12 protein-coding genes, 1 tRNA gene and 1 pseudogene are annotated in these 16,336 nt (G+C 66.7%); 7 read left to right on the top strand and 7 right to left on the bottom strand.

Features of this window, described 5'->3' with window-relative positions:
- Positions 1 to 72: 72 nt before the first annotated feature.
- The 4 genes from Q0741_RS21235 to Q0741_RS21220 form a co-directional block, all read right to left on the bottom strand.
- Positions 73 to 147: transfer RNA gene (locus Q0741_RS21235), tRNA-Val, on the bottom strand.
- 38 nt (positions 148 to 185) lie between these two features.
- A complete protein-coding gene (dnaQ, locus tag Q0741_RS21230; protein ID WP_298235184.1) occupies positions 186 to 896 on the bottom strand; it encodes a DNA polymerase III subunit epsilon in 711 nt (236 codons plus the stop codon).
- A gap of 10 nt (positions 897 to 906) precedes the next feature.
- Positions 907 to 1,704, bottom strand: coding sequence for a prolipoprotein diacylglyceryl transferase (gene lgt / locus Q0741_RS21225; RefSeq protein WP_298235183.1), 798 nt, complete (start codon positions 1,702 to 1,704; stop codon positions 907 to 909).
- Positions 1,704 to 2,630 (bottom strand): LysR family transcriptional regulator, encoded by a 927-nt coding sequence (locus tag Q0741_RS21220; RefSeq protein WP_298235182.1) that lies wholly within the window; start codon positions 2,628 to 2,630, stop codon positions 1,704 to 1,706. Before Q0741_RS21220 ends, lgt begins: the two co-directional genes overlap by 1 nt.
- Before the next feature lie 144 nt (positions 2,631 to 2,774).
- Between Q0741_RS21220 and ilvD the strand changes: the two genes are divergently transcribed.
- Together ilvD and Q0741_RS21210 are read left to right on the top strand one after the other, a co-directional pair.
- Positions 2,775 to 4,454 (top strand): dihydroxy-acid dehydratase, encoded by a 1,680-nt coding sequence (gene ilvD, locus Q0741_RS21215; RefSeq protein ID WP_298235181.1) that lies wholly within the window; start codon positions 2,775 to 2,777, stop codon positions 4,452 to 4,454.
- 123 nt (positions 4,455 to 4,577) lie between these two features.
- Entirely contained in the window at positions 4,578 to 4,886 is a 309-nt protein-coding gene (locus Q0741_RS21210) for a c-type cytochrome (protein ID WP_298235180.1), read from the top strand.
- A 158-nt stretch (positions 4,887 to 5,044) separates the two neighbouring features.
- On the opposite strand, the gene acs is transcribed toward Q0741_RS21210, so the two are convergent.
- Complete coding sequence (gene acs / locus Q0741_RS21205; protein WP_298235179.1) at positions 5,045 to 7,015, bottom strand: acetate--CoA ligase; 1,971 nt, start codon at positions 7,013 to 7,015, stop codon at positions 5,045 to 5,047.
- Positions 7,016 to 7,176: 161 nt separating this feature from the next.
- Between acs and Q0741_RS21200 the strand changes: the two genes are divergently transcribed.
- From Q0741_RS21200 to Q0741_RS21190, 3 genes are all read left to right on the top strand, one after another.
- Positions 7,177 to 7,773 carry a TIGR00645 family protein gene (locus Q0741_RS21200; RefSeq protein WP_298235178.1) on the top strand — a complete coding sequence of 199 codons (597 nt, stop codon included), beginning with the start codon at positions 7,177 to 7,179 and terminating at the stop codon, positions 7,771 to 7,773.
- A 1,099-nt stretch (positions 7,774 to 8,872) separates the two neighbouring features.
- Positions 8,873 to 10,597 (top strand): group II intron reverse transcriptase/maturase, encoded by a 1,725-nt coding sequence (ltrA, locus tag Q0741_RS21195; RefSeq protein WP_298235177.1) that lies wholly within the window; start codon positions 8,873 to 8,875, stop codon positions 10,595 to 10,597.
- A 131-nt stretch (positions 10,598 to 10,728) separates the two neighbouring features.
- Positions 10,729 to 12,255: a fumarate hydratase gene (locus Q0741_RS21190; protein ID WP_298235176.1), complete on the top strand. Its 1,527-nt coding sequence runs from the start codon at positions 10,729 to 10,731 to the stop codon at positions 12,253 to 12,255.
- A 98-nt stretch (positions 12,256 to 12,353) separates the two neighbouring features.
- On the opposite strand, the gene Q0741_RS21185 is transcribed toward Q0741_RS21190, so the two are convergent.
- Both Q0741_RS21185 and Q0741_RS21180 read right to left on the bottom strand, forming a co-directional pair.
- Positions 12,354 to 13,733: a mechanosensitive ion channel domain-containing protein gene (locus tag Q0741_RS21185; protein WP_298235175.1), complete on the bottom strand. Its 1,380-nt coding sequence runs from the start codon at positions 13,731 to 13,733 to the stop codon at positions 12,354 to 12,356.
- A 130-nt stretch (positions 13,734 to 13,863) separates the two neighbouring features.
- Positions 13,864 to 14,805 carry a histone deacetylase family protein gene (locus tag Q0741_RS21180; protein WP_298235174.1) on the bottom strand — a complete coding sequence of 314 codons (942 nt, stop codon included), beginning with the start codon at positions 14,803 to 14,805 and terminating at the stop codon, positions 13,864 to 13,866.
- A gap of 31 nt (positions 14,806 to 14,836) precedes the next feature.
- Here Q0741_RS21180 and Q0741_RS21175 point away from each other — a divergent pair, with 31 nt between their 5' ends.
- Entirely contained in the window at positions 14,837 to 15,763 is a 927-nt protein-coding gene (locus tag Q0741_RS21175) for a MoxR family ATPase (protein ID WP_298235173.1), read from the top strand.
- A 14-nt stretch (positions 15,764 to 15,777) separates the two neighbouring features.
- Positions 15,778 to 16,336 (top strand): annotated as a pseudogene (locus Q0741_RS21170) (DUF58 domain-containing protein); the annotation flags it as partial.

Raw genomic sequence — 16,336 nt, 5'->3', positions numbered from 1 at the left:
AGCGAAGACCGAGATTCTGACACACACCAAAAACCTTGTCAAACACTTGGGTTTTGTTTTTAGCTCGAATTCTGGTGGGCGGTGCAGGGTTCGAACCTGCGACCCCTGCCGTGTGAAGGCAGTGCTCTACCGCTGAGCTAACCGCCCGGAATTCATCAGTTGTCTCGCATCCCGGAAGACGGCGATTATGGCATGAGTTTCTTCCACTGCACAAGCCCTCCGCTCGCTTTTTCGAGACCGGCCAAAACAGCCTCGTGCGCGATGCACTCGGATTCGCTGGCACGCAACACTGGCAGTGTGAACTGTGTCAGATCGATGGCGGGAAGGTCTTCCTCCACCACCTCGGTCTTTTCCTCTTCATCTTCGATGACCAGCGCGTTCTGCCCGCGCGTCATGCGGATGTAGACCTCCGCCAGCAGCCCGGCATCGAGCAGCGCGCCGTGGAAGGTCCGGCTCGTGTTGTCGACCTCCAGACGACGACACAGAGCGTCCAGCGAGTTGGCCTTGCCGGGGTAGAGTTCCCGGGCCATGTGCAGGCTGTCCGTGATCTGCGCTACATGCTGACCGAGCGGTGGCCGTCCCAGCCGGCGCAATTCCTCGTTCAGGAAGCCAACGTCAAAGGGCGCGTTGTGAATGATGACCTCGGCGCCCGAAAGGAACTCCATCAGCTCATCCGCCACTGCGGCAAATATGGGCTTGTCGGCCAGGAACTCGTCCGTGAGGCCGTGGATGCGCACCGCTTCCTCATGGTTCTTGCGCTCAGGGTTGAGATAGAAGTGCTTGTTGCGGCCACTCAGGCGCCGCGCCACCATCTCGACGCAGCCGATTTCGACGATGCGGTCGCCGCTCTCGGGGCTCAGGCCGGTGGTTTCGGTATCGAGAAAGATCTGTCGCATGGTCGCGATGCTAGCCCGCCTGCCTGGACGACCTTGTCCACAACAGCGTGCCGACAGCAATCATGGGCAGGCACAGCCACTGGCCCATGCTCATGTTCAACGCCAGCAATCCCAGGAAACTGTCGGGCTCGCGGAAGTACTCGGCCACGTAACGCAGCAGCCCATAACCCAAGAGAAACACTCCCGAGACGCGTCCGAGCGGGTGCGGCTTGCGCGCATAGATCCACAGCAGCACGAACAGCAGCATCCCTTCCAGAGTGAACTGGTAGAGCTGCGAGGGATGACGCGGCACGTCCGAGCCGGACTGAGGGAACACCATCGCCCAGGGCAGGCTCGGGTCGGCCGCCCGCCCCCACAGCTCACCGTTGATGAAGTTGCCGATACGCCCGCAAGCCAGTCCGATGGGGATGCACGGCGCGATCAAGTCCGTCACTTCCAGGAAGCGCCGCCCGCGCCGGTGCGCGTACAGCGTCATCGCCCCCAGCACACCCAGCAGCCCGCCGTGGAACGACATGCCGCCGCGCCATACCATGAACACCTCCAGCGGATGGCTGGCGTAGTAGCCCGGCTTGTAGAACAGCGCGTAGCCCAGTCGGCCTCCCACAACCACGCCCAGCACGCCAAAGAACAGCAAATCCTCCACATCACGCCGAGTCCAGCCCGCCTGCGCGAACCACGGCAGACGTACCCGCCGCACCGCCAGCCACAGGAACAGGCCGAAGGCCGCCATGTAGGTCAACCCATACCAGTGCACCTGCAGCGGGCCGAGCGAAAGGGCAATGGGATTGAACTGGGGGTGCACGAGCATCAGCGGCTTCCTTCTCCTTCGAGAGCTGCGGATTGTCGCCGCTCCTGCAGTTGCGCCCGCACATGCGCCACGAAGCGCTGCACCACGGGCGAGTCCTCACGCCACAGCAGGCTGGTGTGGGCTTGCGGCGCATCGGGGTCCACGCGTCGGTAGACCACGCCCGGACGCTGCAGTTGCGTCATCGACGCCGGCACCCACGCCACGCCCATGCCGGCCGACACCAGACTGACGATGGTCTGCAACTGGATCGCCTCCTGCGCGATGCGCGGTGCGCAGCTGCCGGCGTGGTAGCGCGCGAGCACTGCATCGAACAGTGACGGCGCCACGCTGCGCGGGAAGATCAGCAGCGGCTCGGCGGCGACGTCGTCGAAGCGCACTGTCTCGTGCGCCGCAGCGAGATGCCCTGCAGGCAACGCCAGCACCAGCGGTTCGCTGAGCACCTGCAGCGCCTGCAGCGGTGCCGGTACCGCCGCAGGCGCATGCAGCACGAAGCCCGCGTCGATGTCCCCCGCCGCCAGTGCTGCCAACTGCAGGTCCATGGTCGCTTCGCGCAACTGCAGCTCCACGTCAGGATGGTGCTCGCGAAACGAACGCAACCATGGCGGCAACGGCCCATAAGCGATGCTGGAGACGAAGGCCAAACGCAGCCGCCCCGACAGCCCCGCCGCAGCCGCCCGAACCAGATCGGGCAGCGCCTCCGCCTCGCGCAGCAGCCGCCGCGCCTGGACCAGCAGCGCCTCGCCGGCCGGCGTGAGCGCCACTGAGCGCCGCGTGCGCTGCAGTAGTTGCACCTGCAGCGCGCGCTCCAGGGCCTGCATGGCTTGCGTCAGCGGCGGCTGCGTCATGTGCAGCCGCCGTGCGGCGCGTCCGAAGTGCAGTTCCTCCGCCACGGCCACGAATTGGCGCAGCGGTCGCAGCTCGATCATTCATTCACTCCACGAATCAATCATCGCTGACAAATATATTGGACTCGCTGTTTTGAGCTTCGGCATACTGCCCCGCGCCGGTACGGCCACCGGTGCTGCATGCGCACCGCAGCCGGCGCCGGCGCACCGCAGGAGCACCACCACATGAGCGACAACCGCCGTTCCAGGAACATCACCGAGGGCGTGGCGCGCGCCCCCAACCGTTCGATGTACTACGCCATGGGCTACACCGAGGGCGACTTCGGCAAGCCGATGATCGGCGTGGCCAACGGCCACTCCACCATCACGCCCTGCAACTCCGGCCTGCAGCGCCTGGCCGACGCGGCGGTGGAAGGCCTCAAGGCCGCCGGCGCCAACCCGCAGGTCTTCGGCACGCCCACGATCAGCGACGGCATGGCCATGGGCACCGAAGGCATGAAGTACTCGCTGGTGTCGCGCGAGGTCATCAGCGACTGCGTCGAGACCTGCGTGGGCGGCCAGTGGATGGACGGCGTGCTCGTCATCGGCGGCTGCGACAAGAACATGCCCGGCGGGATGATGGGGATGTTGCGCGCCAACGTGCCGGCCATCTACGTCTACGGCGGCACCATCCTGCCGGGCCGCTACAAGGGACAGGACCTCAACATCGTCAGCGTGTTCGAGGCAGTGGGCCAGTTCAGCGCCGGCAAGATGTCCGAGGAGGACTTCTGCGAGATCGAGAAGCGCGCCATCCCCGGCAGCGGCTCCTGCGGCGGCATGTACACCGCCAACACCATGAGCTCGGCCTTCGAGGCGCTGGGCATGAGCCTGCCCTACTCGTCCACCGAAGCCAACGTGCACGATGAGAAGGTGGAGAGCACCCGCCGCGCCGCCGCGGTGCTGGTGGAGGCGGTGAAGAAGGACCTGAAGCCGCGCGACATCGTCACGAAGCGGAGCATCGAGAACGCGGTGGCCGTGATCATGGCCACCGGGGGCTCCACCAACGCGGTGCTGCACTTCCTGGCCATCGCGCATGCCGCCGGGGTCGAGTGGACGATCGACGACTTCGAGCGCATGCGCAAGAAGGTCCCGGTGCTGTGCAACTTGAAGCCTTCGGGCCAGTACCTGGCGGTGGACCTGCACCGCGCCGGCGGCATCCCCGCGGTAATGAAGGAGTTGCTCAAGGCCGGGCTGCTCAACGGCGACTGCTTGACCATCACCGGCAAGACGGTGGCCGAGAACTTGGCCGACGTGCCCGATCTCTCGGCCGAGCAGGACGTGATCCGGCCCGTGTCCGACCCGCTGTACGCGCAGGGGCACCTGGCCATCCTCAAGGGCAACCTCTCGCCCGAAGGCTGCGTGGCCAAGATCACCGGCCTGAAGAACCCCGTCATCACCGGCCCGGCGCGCGTGTTCGATGATGAGCAGTCGGCACTGGCCGCGATCATGGCCGGTCAGATCAAGGCCGGCGACGTGATGGTGCTGCGCTACCTCGGCCCCAAGGGCGGCCCCGGCATGCCGGAGATGCTCGCGCCCACCGGCGCGCTCATCGGCCAGGGCCTGGGCGAAAGCGTGGGCCTGATCACCGACGGCCGCTTCTCCGGTGGCACCTGGGGCATGGTCGTGGGCCACGTCGCGCCCGAGGCCTACGAGGGCGGCACCATCGCGCTGGTGCAAGAAGGCGACTCCGTCACCATCGACGCGCACCAGTTGCTGCTGCAGCTCAACGTCGATGAGGCCGAGATCGCGCGCCGGCGTGCCCAATGGAAGCAGCCTGCGCCGCGCTACACCCGCGGCGTGCTGGCCAAGTTCGCGCGTAATGCCTGCAGCGCCTCCTCCGGCGCGGTGCTGGACAAATTCGACTGAAGCTGAGGCTGGTCAGGGACAGGTCAACCGGGGCCCGTAAGATTGCGTTGCAGGCCTTGCGCCTGTTGCGCATCTGGACGAACGCAAACGCGTTCTGCAGCTCGAAAAGCCCGAAAGGACATCATGAAGTTCCTGCTTCCCGTGATCGTTGCCGCTGCCGCGGCCGTTTCCGCCCCCGCCTTCGCCAACCAAGAACTGGCCCAGAAGAAGAACTGCCTGGCCTGCCACGCCGTGGACAAGAAGCTGGTCGGCCCCTCCTACAAGGACGTGGCTGCCAAGTACGCCGGCGACAAGGCTGCCGAAGCCAAGCTGGCCGAGAAAATCATCAAGGGCGGCGCCGGCGTGTGGGGCCCCGTGCCGATGCCGGCCAACCCCCAGGTCTCCGCCGACGAGGCCAAGACGCTGGCCAAGTGGGTGCTGTCGCAGAAGTGAGCGACGGCCTAGCGGCCTGAAGCCCATCATGAAGCCCTGCAGCCGCAGGGCTTTTTTTGTGGTCATCAGGCAGAACGAAAAAGCCCCGCCAGCGGGGCTTTTTGCTGGTGCCGCCACCGCCGGTTGCTCGCGCAACCGGTCGGGGCCGGTCAGCCGGTTCAGTAGGCCTGGCCGAGCTGGTCCAGGATGGCCGGATTCTCCAGCGTGGAGGTGTCCTGCGTGACGGCCTCGTTCTTGGCCACCGAGCGCAGCAGGCGGCGCATGATCTTGCCGCTGCGGGTCTTGGGCAGGTTGTCGCCGAAGCGGATGTCCTTGGGCTTGGCGATGGGGCCGATTTCCTTGGCGATGTGGTCGCGCAGCTGCTTGGCGATGGCCTTGGCCTCGTCGCCCGAGGGACGCGGGCGCTTCAGGACCACGAAGGCGCAGATGGCCTCGCCGGTGGTCTCGTCGGGACGGCCCACCACGGCGGCCTCGGCCACCAGCTCGGTGCAGCTCACCAGCGCGGATTCGATCTCCATCGTGCCCATGCGGTGGCCGGAGACGTTGAGCACGTCGTCGATGCGGCCGGTGATGGTGAAGTAGCCCGTCTTGGCGTCGCGGATCGCGCCGTCGCCGGCCAGGTAGAGCTGGCCCTTGAAGTCCTCGGGGTAGTAGCTCTTCTTGAAGCGCTCCGGGTCGCCCCAGATGGTGCGGATCATCGACGGCCAGGGCTTCTTGACCACCAGGATGCCGCCCTGGCCCCAGGGCACTTCCTTGCCGGTCTCGTCCACCACCGCGGCCTGAATGCCCGGGAAGGGCAGCGTGCACGAACCCGGCACCAGCGGCGTGGCGCCCGGCAGCGGCGTGATCATGTGGCCGCCGGTCTCGGTCTGCCAGAAGGTGTCCACGATCGGGCAGCGGCCGCCGCCGACGTGCTGGTGGTACCACTCCCAGGCGGCCGGGTTGATGGGCTCACCCACCGAGCCCAGGATGCGCAGCGAGCTCAGGTCGTAGCTCTTCGGATGCACGGCCTCGTTGCTCTCGGCGGCCTTGATCAGCGAGCGGATGGCCGTGGGCGCCGTGTAGAAGATGGTGACCTTGTGGTCCTGGATCATCTTCCAGAAGCGGCCGGCGTCCGGGTAGGTGGGTACGCCCTCGAACACGATCTCCGTGCCGCCCAGCGCCAGCGGGCCGTAGGTGATGTACGTGTGGCCCGTGACCCAGCCGATGTCGGCCGTGCACCAGAACACGTCGTCGTCCTTGAGGTCGAAGGTCCACTTCGTGGTCAGCGCCGCGTGCAGCAGGAAACCGCCGGTGGAGTGCTGCACGCCCTTGGGCTTGCCGGTGGAGCCGGAGGTGTAGAGCAGGAACAGCGGATGCTCGGCCTCGACCCACTCGGGCTCGCAGAAGGCTTCCTGGCCGGCCAGGGCGTCGTCCATCCAGACGTCGCGGCCGGCGGTCATGGCCACGTCGGCGCCGCTGCGCTTGACCACCAGCACCTTCTCGACCTTCTCGCAGCCGCCCAGCGACAGGGCCTCGTCCACGATGGCCTTCAGCGGCAACTGCTTGCCGCCGCGCACCTGGTGGTCGGCCGTGATGATCAGCTTGGCGCCGGTGTCCTCGATACGGTCACGCAGCGACTGCGCCGAGAAGCCGCCGAACACCACCGAGTGCGTCGCACCGATGCGCGCGCAAGCCTGCATGGCGGCTACGCCGTCAATGGACATGGCGATGTAGATGACGACGCGGTCGCCCTTCTTCACGCCCTGCGCCTTGAGCGCGTTGGCCAGGCGGCAGGTGCGCTCCAGCAGTTCCTTGTAGGTCACCTTCGTGACCTCGCCGCCGTCGGCCTCGAAGATGATGGCGGTCTTGTCGCCCTTGCCGTTCTCGACGTTGCGGTCCAGACAGTTGTAGGACGCGTTGAGCTTGCCGTCGGCAAACCACTTGAAGAACGGCGGGTTGGAGCTGTCGAGCACCTGCGTGAACGGCTGCTTCCAGCTCAGCAGCTCCTTGGCCAAGCGACCCCAGTAGCCCTCGTAGTCAGCTTCGGCCTCGGCCACCAGCGCCTGGTAGGCCTCCATGCCCGCGACGTAGGCATTCTTCACCGTATCGGCAGCGGGTTGGTACAGCTTGGTATCGGCTTCGCTCATCGATGTCTCCTGCATTGGCAATGTTCGATGCCCGTGACAAAGGTCATTGATCGGGCGCACGAATCCACTGTGTCCAAAGCGGCTGACGAAGGGCTTACTTCTTGCTGCGGCGCAGCAAGGGAGAACCCTAGAATGCGCCGCTGCACAAGCGAATCTTCCCCATGCCCTCGATCCAAGACCCGACCCAGGCGCGCATGCGCCCCCTGCCCAACATGATCTTTGCCAGCCGCTGGCTGCAGCTACCGCTGTACCTGGGGCTGATCCTCGCGCAATGCGTATACGTGTTCCATTTCTGGGTGGAGCTCATGCACCTGGTGCAGGCCGCGCTGGGCGACCAGCATGCGCTGGAGATACTGATCAACAGCATCGGCTACGAGCCTCTCACGGATGGCCCACCCAAGCTCAACGAGACCGTGATCATGCTGGTGGTGCTGGGCCTCATCGACGTGGTGATGATCTCCAACCTGCTGATCATGGTCATCGTCGGCGGCTACGAGACCTTCGTCTCGCGCATGAATCTTGAAGGCCACCCCGACCAGCCCGAGTGGCTCAGCCACGTCAATGCCTCGGTGCTCAAGGTCAAGCTGGCCACGGCCATCATCGGCATCAGCTCCATCCATCTGCTCAAGACCTTCATCAACGCCGAGAACTACGGCGAGAAGGTGCTGATGTGGCAGAGCATCATCCACGTGGCTTTCCTCCTCTCGGCCATGGCCATCGCCATGACGGACCGGCTGCTGTCCAACGGCAAGCACTGAGCCCGGTGCCGGCGCGCGCAGTGGAGTCTGCAACGACCCGGCGTCAGGCTCTCCTCAGGCGCGCCGTTAAACTTGACGGGTTTGGTGCGACACGTCGGCGTCGCTCTTCACTCGTAGCTGGCAAACGAGGGATTTGCCCCAAAAAGGTAGACCCAAAGCAAGCATTAACGGAGTTCTTTCCTACTTTTAGTAGGAAAGCCACGGGTAGAAATACCCAAAGTGCACCATAGCCCTTGCGAAAGCGAGGTCTGTACGGGCGAGAAAGCGATAGGCGAAAGCCTTATTGAGCTTTCTTGCCGGTCCTTACAGGTGAGCCAGCATCACAAGTGGTCGGCTTATATGCGCGCCTTCCTCTCTTGAGGAACAGGTGTGAGAGGTGCTTTTGCTCCGTCGTTTCCGAAGAGCGATGAAAGCTTCGGATTACCTTGTCATGCCCGTCGTGAGACGTGGCCGTGACCTGCTGTGCAACCAGCAGTGGCCTAGGGTGGCATGCAGGGCTGGTAACGGCCTTGTGTGAAGCCCATCCGACAAAGTTTCCCGCGCAAGCGGTGCGTTCGACCCGCGAGGGTCACCGTGGAATCTGTCAGCAGGAAGGCAGAGGAGAAACGAGGCCAGTTCCGCATGGGCAACTCATGTGAACTGTCGATTGAACCCGGGTTACAAGTGGGTGGCCAAACCTGCTGTCAGGCCACAGCCAAACGGCACCGCTGCCAAGCTGCACTGGTCAAACCTCAGTGCACGTTGCTGTCGTGCAGCCCCGGGAGAGAGAGGCCCTAAACGGATAGTCCGCGCGTCCCTGGACGGGCGGTCGGTAGTCCGAGGAACGTGGTAAGCCCCACTGCCCGCCGGCGTGCTTCGGCGCGCTGGCAGGGAAGCCGCAAGGCGACCTGTTGGGTGAGGGGGTACGGGATCGTGGAAAAAGCAAATGCCCGGCTGTAACGGTCGGGATAGGGGCTGATGCCCTGTCGTGAAAGCGAGCTGACTTCCACGTGGTGCAACCGTCGCGAGCCGGTTGCCGAGTTCTTCAACGCCCCGAAGGGACGACCCATCCCTTCGGGGAGTGGTGCGTCCTCAACGGGCTCAACCCGATGAGGAAAGCATGGAAGAGATCGTCAGCAATGACGGTTCTGCGTCCTCACGCCTGCCCGACTCCTGGCACGCCATCGACTGGCACCGGGTGGAGCAGCAGGTGAGAACGACGCAGATACGGATTGCGAAGGCAACGCAGGCCGGCGATTGGCGCAGGGTGAAGGCCTTGCAACGGTCGCTGGTCCGCTCGTTCACCGCCAGGGCACTGGCGGTGCGACGGGTGACTGAGAACCAGGGCAAGCGAACGGCAGGCGTCGATCGCGAGCTGTGGGATACGCCGACCGCCAAGTGGTCGGCCGTCAGTGAACTGAAGCAGCAACGGGGGTACAGGCCGCAGCCGCTGCGGCGGGTCTACATCCCCAAGGCCAACGGCAAGGAGCGTCCATTGGGCATTCCGACCATGAAGGACCGGGCACAGCAGGCTTTGCACCTGCTGAGCCTGGAACCCGTCGTGGAGTCGCAAAGCGATCCGAACAGCTACGGCTTTCGTCGGAACCGCTGCACGGCTGATGCCATGGGCCAGTTGTTCGTCACCTTGTCCAAGAGGACTTCAGCCCAATGGGTACTGGAGGCGGACATCGAAGGCTGTTTCGACCACATCAACCACGAGTGGCTGGTGGACCACGTCCGCATGGACCGGAACATCGTGCGCAAGTGGCTGAAGGCGGGCGTGGTCTACAAGGGCCAGTTGACGGCCACCGAGGCGGGCACGCCGCAGGGCGGTGTCATTTCACCGACCCTCATGAACGTGGCTCTGAACGGACTGGAAACGGGCTTGCTCGCGCATCTCGGTGCGCGACGCAGCCAGAGGAAGGTCAAGGGCCTGAAAGTCAATGTCGTCCGGTACGCCGACGACTTCGTGATTACCGGCGAGTCGAAAGACCTGCTGGAGACCGAAGTCCGGCCTTGGGTGGAAGCCTTCCTCTCACAAAGAGGATTGCGACTGTCGCCGGTCAAGACTCGCGTCACGCACATTGACCACGGGTTCGACTTCCTGGGCTGGAACTTCCGGAAGTACTCCGGGAAGCTGCTCATCAAGCCAAGCAAGAAGAACGTGCAAGCGTTCTACGGCAAGGTGAAGGAAGTCGTGAAGGGCAACCTTTCAATGCCACAGGCGGAACTCATCAAGCTGCTGAACCCGATCCTGAAGGGTTGGGCGCAGTACCACCACCCGGTGGTCGCGAAAGAGACGTTCAGCCGCATCGACTCGCTACTCCGGTGGCGGCTGACGCGCTGGGCTCGCCGCAGGCACCCCAAGAAAAGCCCGCAATGGGTCGCCACTGCCTATTGGCACCACTTCACGAGTCGAACCGAGTTCGCAGTCAGGACTGGGCTCGCAGACGGAGAGCCTGTGTGGCTGCGTCTGTACAAGCTGGCCGACACGAAGATCGTGCGGCACCTGAAGGTCAAAGGGGACTACAACCCCTTCGACCCGAAATGGGAAGCGTATGGCGAGGACCTGAGTGCACAGCGCCTGCGTCAAAGCAGGTCGTACCGCAAGCAGTGGATCTCGCTGTTCCTCTCCCAGAGCCACAGATGCGCGCTCTGCAATGAGCCCATCACGTCCGAAACGGGCTGGCACGATCACCATCTGGTTCCCCGGGTGGCGGGCGGGTCGGACTCGTTGTCCAACCGCGTGCTGTTGCACCCGGTCTGCCACGCCAAAGTGCATGCCCTGGGGCTGCAAGTTGCGAAGCCGGCCCCTGTAAGGGGCTTAGAAGTTCGGGCGCACTAAAATTCAAAGGTTTGCCCGAACTGACGTTGTGCTTGAGCCGGATGCGGTGAAAGTCGCAAGTCCGGTTCTTAGGGGGGGATGGGTCAGCAATGGCCTGTCCCTACCCTCCCCTCAACCCTCCCCGGTGTTCCATGACCACGATCATCAAGCAGAGTGACCTGATCGACAGCGTCGCCGCCGCGCTGCAGTACATCAGCTACTACCACCCCGCTGACTACATCGCCCACCTCGCCCGCGCCTACGAACGCGAGGAAAGCCCCGCGGCCAAGGACGCCATCGCGCAGATCCTGACCAACTCCAAGATGTCGGCCGAAGGGCGGCGCCCGATCTGCCAGGACACCGGCATCGTCAACGTGTTCCTCAAGATCGGCATGGACGTGAAGCTCGAAGGCTTCACCGGCTCGATCGAGGATGCCGTCAACGAAGGCGTGCGCCGCGGCTACCTGAACCCGGACAACGTGCTGCGCGCCTCGGTGCTGGACGACCCGATCTTTGCCCGCAAGAACACCAAGGACAACACGCCCGCCGTGGTCCACATGACGGTGGTGCCGGGCAACACGATCGACGTCACCGTCGCCGCCAAGGGCGGCGGCAGCGAGAACAAGACCAAGTTCGTGATGATGAACCCCAGCGACAACCTGGTGGACTGGGTGCTCAAGACCGTGCCGCAGATGGGCGCGGGCTGGTGCCCGCCGGGCATGCTGGGCATCGGCGTGGGCGGCACGGCCGAGAAGGCCATGCTGCTGGCCAAGGAAGCGCTGATGGAAGACATCGACATGTACGAGTTGCAGCAGCGCGGCCCGCAGAACAAGCTCGAAGAGCTGCGCCTGGAGCTGTACGAGAAGGTCAACGCGCTGGGCATCGGCGCGCAGGGCCTGGGCGGCCTGACCACGGTGCTGGACGTCAAGATCAAGACCTACCCGACGCACGCCGCTTCCAAGCCCGTGGCGATGATCCCCAACTGCGCCGCCACGCGCCACGCGCACTTCGTGCTCGACGGCTCGGGCCCGGCCTACCTGGAGCCGCCGAGCCTGGACCTGTGGCCCGACGTCGCCTGGGCGCCCGACTACAACAAGAGCAAGCAGGTCAACCTCGACACGCTGACCAAGGAAGAAGTGGCGAGTTGGAAGCCCGGCGACACGCTGCTGCTCAACGGCAAGATGCTCACCGGCCGCGACGCCGCGCACAAGCGCATCCAGGACATGCTGGCCAAGGGCGAGCCGCTGCCGGTGGACTTCACCAACCGCGTCATCTACTACGTCGGCCCGGTCGATCCGGTGCGTGACGAGGTGGTGGGCCCGGCCGGCCCGACGACGGCCACGCGCATGGACAAGTTCACCGAGATGATGCTGGCCAACACCGGGCTGATCTCCATGGTGGGCAAGGCCGAGCGCGGCCCCGCCGCCATCGAGGCCATCCGCAAGCACCAGAGCGCCTACCTCATGGCCGTGGGCGGCGCCGCCTACCTGGTGTCCAAGGCCATCAAGTCGGCCAAGGTCGTGGGCTTCGCCGACCTGGGCATGGAAGCCATCTACGAGTTCGAGGTCAAGGACATGCCCGTGACCGTGGCCGTGGACGCCAGCGGCACCAGCGTGCACCAGACCGGCCCCGCCGAGTGGCAGGCCAAGATCGGCAAGATCCCCGTCGCGGTGGCCTGAGTCCTGAGCTCCTCCAGGCACTGAAGCGGAAACGGCGCCCTCGGGCGCCGTTTTTCGTTCTTCACCCGGGCAGCTGCGCTGCGAGCCGTCCGTCGATCTCAGCCGCGCGACGGTATGCCCTGCGGTGCCTGGGGCTGGGGCGACGCAGACGCAGATGAAGGCGCCGGCGCGCCCGGGTGCATCAGCTGCGCCGCGGCCTCCGCCCCCGGCGCCGCCTGCACCTGCACCACGCGCTGCGGGAAGGGAATGTCGATATGCAGCCTCTGCAGCTCGCGCAGCAGCGCGCGGTTGACGTCGCTGCGCACGCCGCCAAAGCCGTTCTCGGGGTCGCCGATCCAGTACGACACCGTCAGCTCCAGCCCGTCGGCGGCGAAGCTGCTGAGCTGCACCCCCGGGCCCGGGTCGGCCAGCACCCGCGGCACCGCACGCACCACCTCCACCAGGCGCGGCATCAGCGCGTCGAGGTCGGTGCCGTAGGACACCTGCACCACGCTGCTCAGCACCACGCGCGGGTCCGACAGCGACAGGTTCTCCACCCGCTGCGTGATCAGCAACTCGTTGGGCACGATGGACTCGCGCCCGTTGAGTGCGCGCACCACGGTGAAGCGCGTGTTGATGTCGGTGATGCGGCCCTCGAAGTTGTCCACCTTCACCACGTCGCCGATGCGCAGGCTGCGCTCGGCCAGGATCACGAAGCCCGAGACGTAGTTGGAGGCAAGCTTTTGCAGGCCGAAGCCGATGCCCACGCCCAACGCGCCGCCGAACACCGACAGCGCCCCCAGCGGGATGCCCGCGGCCGATAGCGCCAGCAGCAGCCCCACCAGCAGCAGCAGCGCGCGCGTGGCATTGGCGGCGATCTTGCGCAGCGAGAGGTTGCCGCCGAAGCCGGGCTCGGCAGTGCCGGAAAGCAGCCGCGTCTCGATGGCCGCGGACAGCCACAGCGCCAGCACCATCACCACCACCGAGGACAGCGCGCCTTCCACCAGGCTGCGCAGCGAGACGTCGCCGCCACCGACCTTCCAGTGGATCTCATCCATTTCGCGCAGCAGCAGCGGCAACACGCCGGTGAGCCACAGCACCAGCCCGATCCACACCAGCCACGACAGCGTGCGCTCCACCACCCGCACCAGCTGCGAGCGCGGAAACGCCACCTGCATCACCCGCACGCCCAGCCGGATGATCAGCAGCGAGGCCAGCACCGGCACCGCCAGTTGCAGCAGCACCGGGCGCGGCAGCACGCCGCCCACCTGCAGACCCCAGCGCGCGGCGAACACGCCTGCCAGCGCCAGTACCGGGAACAGCACGCCGTCCACGACCTGCTCACCCAGCCAGACGCTTTGGGCGCCGGAGCGACGCCGGCCCAGCAGCCACGTCACGGTCCAGGCCAGGCCCAGGCACGCCGCCAGCGTGCCCAGTTCGATGAGCAGGCCACGCTGCGTCAGCGACGCCAGCAGCCCCTGCAGGTTGGTCGAAGTCATGCTTCCCCTCGTTTTTCATCGAGGCGTCGCCAGCGGACGCCTCGGCCACGGCAGCCGCGGCGCCGTGGTCCGTTTCATTCAACGCCCGGATCCGGCCTGAAGGCGCGCCGCGCGGCGCACACCGGCGGGCTCAGGTCGTCAGGTCGGCCAGCACGCGCAGGTGCGCCGCCACGCTGCGCGCCAGCGCACCCAGGTCGTAGCCCCCCTCCAGGCAGGAGACGATGCGCCCGCCGGCATGGCGCTCGGCCACCTCCTTGATGCGCCGCGTGATCCACGCGTAGTCGGCCTCCACCAGGCCGAGCTGGCCCAGGTCGTCGTCGCGGTGCGCGTCGAAGCCGGCGGAGAAGAAGACCATCTGCGGCTTGAACTCCTCCAGCCGCTGCATCCACATCGCCTCGATCAGCTCGCGCACCTCGGGGCCGCGCGTGTACGGCGGCACCGGCACGTTGACCATGTTGGTGCCCAGCGGCACGGCGCCGCTGCCCGGATACAGCGGGTGCTGGAAGAAGCTCAGCATCAGCACCCGCTCGTCGCCGGCGACGATGTCCTCGGTGCCGTTGCCGTGGTGCACGTCGAAGTCCACGATCGCCACGCGCTGCAGCCCGCGCACGTCCAGCGCGTGGCGCGCGGCCACCGCCACGTTGTTGAAGAAGCAGAAGCCCATGGCGGCGTCGCGCGTGGCGTGGTGCCCGGGCGGGCGCACGGCGCAGAAGGCGTTGCTCGCGCTGCCGTCGATCACCGCGTCCGTGGCGGCCACCGCGGCGCCCGCGGCGCGCAGCGCCGCGTCCCAGGTGGCGGGTCCGGCATAGGTGTCGGGGTCCAGCGCGCGGCGCTCGCCCTGGTCGCGCAGGCGCTGCAGCAGGTCCTGCATCTCCAGCACGTAGTGGGCGCTGTGCGCGAGCTCCAGGGCGTCCAGGGTGGCCGGTGGCGCCTCGCGCCAATCAAGCGCGATGTCCAGGCCGGTGGCACGCAGATGGTCCGCGATGGCATCGAGCCGCTGCGGACACTCCGGATGTCCCGCGCCCATGTCGTGTGCACGGCACGCGGGGTGGCTGTAGTAGGCGGTCGTCATGGCAGCGCCGATTGTGATTTAAGGTGCCCCCATGAATGCGCGACCCGCGGAACCCCTTCAGAGGCTTGTGGAACAGATCGGCGCCGTGGTGGTGGGCAAGCACGCGCAGATCGAGGACTGCGTCGCCTGCCTGCTCGCCGGCGGGCACCTGCTCATCGAGGACCTGCCAGGCGTGGGCAAGACCACGCTGGCGCACGCGCTGGCGGTGTCGCTGGGGCTGCGCTTCACGCGGGCGCAGTTCACCGCCGACCTGCTGCCCAGCGACCTGCTGGGCGTGGGCGTGTACGAGCGCAGCCGCGAGCAGTTCGTTTTCCATCCGGGGCCGGTGTTCACGCAGGTGCTGCTGGCCGACGAGATCAACCGCGCCGGGCCGCGCACGCAGAGCGCGCTGCTGGAGGCGATGGAGGAGCAGCAGGTCTCCATTGAGGGCCAGACGCGCGCGCTGCCGACACCCTTCTTCGTCATCGCCACGCAGAACCCCGGCGACCAGCTCGGCACCTTCCCGCTGCCCGAGAGCCAGCTCGACCGTTTCCTGATGTGCCTGACGCTGGGCTACCCCGACCGCGCCAGCGAGCGCGCGCTGCTGGCTGGCGAGGACCGCCGCGGCACCATCGCGCGGCTGGAGCCGGTGATGACGCCCGAAGGGCTGCTGGCGGCGCAGCAGGCGGTGCTGCGCGTGCACGCCTCGGACGCGCTGCTGGACTACCTGCAGGCGCTCATCGCCGCCACGCGCGACGGACGCTGGTTCAGCCAGGGGCTGAGCCCGCGCGCGGGCATCGCCTGGCTGCGCGCCGCGCGCGCCCGCGCCCTGCTGCACGGGCGCGACTACGTGGCCCCCGACGACCTGCAGGCTATGGCGGTGCAGGTGCTGGCGCACCGGCTGCAGGTGGCGGCCGACAGCGGGCGCGGACGCGCGGCGCAAGTGCGCGCGATGGTCGAAGCGGTGGCTCTGCCCTGAACCCGCGGCTGCGCATGCGTGCCCTGTTCCAGCGCTGGCTCCTGCGCCGCCATCCGCGCAGCGCGCGCTGGGTGATCGGGCAGCGCACGCTCTACATCCTGCCCACCGGCGCGGGCTGGGTGTTCGGCGCCGTGCTGGCGCTGATGCTGCTGGCGGCCATCAACCTGCAGCTCTCGCTGGGCTACCTGCTGGCCTTCGTCCTCGGCGGCACGGCCTTCGCCTCCATGCTGCAGACGCACCGCACGCTGCGCGGGCTGCAATTGCAGTTGCGCGAGCCCATGCCGGGCTTCGCGGGGCAGCCACTGCCGCTGCAGGTGGAATGCCTCAACGCCGGGCCGGCGCGCCACGGCATCGCGCTGGTGTGGGACGACGCCCGCACGCGCGCGGCCTGGGTGGACGTGCCGGCCGAGGGACACGCCGTGGTGGAACTGCAGTGGACGCCCCCGGCGCGCGGCCACCACGCGCTGCCCCCGCTGCGCGTGCAGACCAGCTATCCCTTCGGTCTCTTCCGCGCCTGGACGCTGTGGCAGCCGGCGGCCACGCCGCTGGCCTGGCCCGCGCCGGAAGTCCACG

It is taken from the genome of uncultured Azohydromonas sp. (assembly GCF_937926365.1).
In the GTDB taxonomy this organism is placed as follows: Bacteria; Pseudomonadota; Gammaproteobacteria; order Burkholderiales; family Burkholderiaceae_C; genus Azohydromonas.
This window is presented reverse-complemented; position numbering and strand designations above follow the sequence as displayed.

Bases quoted from the DNA above. Each gene is read 5' to 3' on its own strand.
- Q0741_RS21200 (WP_298235178.1), top strand. From the start codon at position 7,177: ATGCCCTCGATCCAAGACCCGACCCAGGCGCGCATGCGCCCCCTGCCC.
- Q0741_RS21210 (WP_298235180.1), top strand. From the start codon at position 4,578: ATGAAGTTCCTGCTTCCCGTGATCGTTGCCGCTGCCGCGGCCGTTTCC.
- acs (WP_298235179.1), bottom strand. From the start codon at position 7,015: ATGAGCGAAGCCGATACCAAGCTGTACCAACCCGCTGCCGATACGGTG.
- ilvD (WP_298235181.1), top strand. From the start codon at position 2,775: ATGAGCGACAACCGCCGTTCCAGGAACATCACCGAGGGCGTGGCGCGC.
- Q0741_RS21185 (WP_298235175.1), bottom strand. From the start codon at position 13,733: ATGACTTCGACCAACCTGCAGGGGCTGCTGGCGTCGCTGACGCAGCGT.
- Q0741_RS21180 (WP_298235174.1), bottom strand. From the start codon at position 14,805: ATGACGACCGCCTACTACAGCCACCCCGCGTGCCGTGCACACGACATG.
- dnaQ (WP_298235184.1), bottom strand. From the start codon at position 896: ATGCGACAGATCTTTCTCGATACCGAAACCACCGGCCTGAGCCCCGAG.
- lgt (WP_298235183.1), bottom strand. From the start codon at position 1,704: ATGCTCGTGCACCCCCAGTTCAATCCCATTGCCCTTTCGCTCGGCCCG.
- Q0741_RS21220 (WP_298235182.1), bottom strand. From the start codon at position 2,630: ATGATCGAGCTGCGACCGCTGCGCCAATTCGTGGCCGTGGCGGAGGAA.
- Q0741_RS21175 (WP_298235173.1), top strand. From the start codon at position 14,837: ATGAATGCGCGACCCGCGGAACCCCTTCAGAGGCTTGTGGAACAGATC.
- Q0741_RS21190 (WP_298235176.1), top strand. From the start codon at position 10,729: ATGACCACGATCATCAAGCAGAGTGACCTGATCGACAGCGTCGCCGCC.
- ltrA (WP_298235177.1), top strand. From the start codon at position 8,873: ATGGAAGAGATCGTCAGCAATGACGGTTCTGCGTCCTCACGCCTGCCC.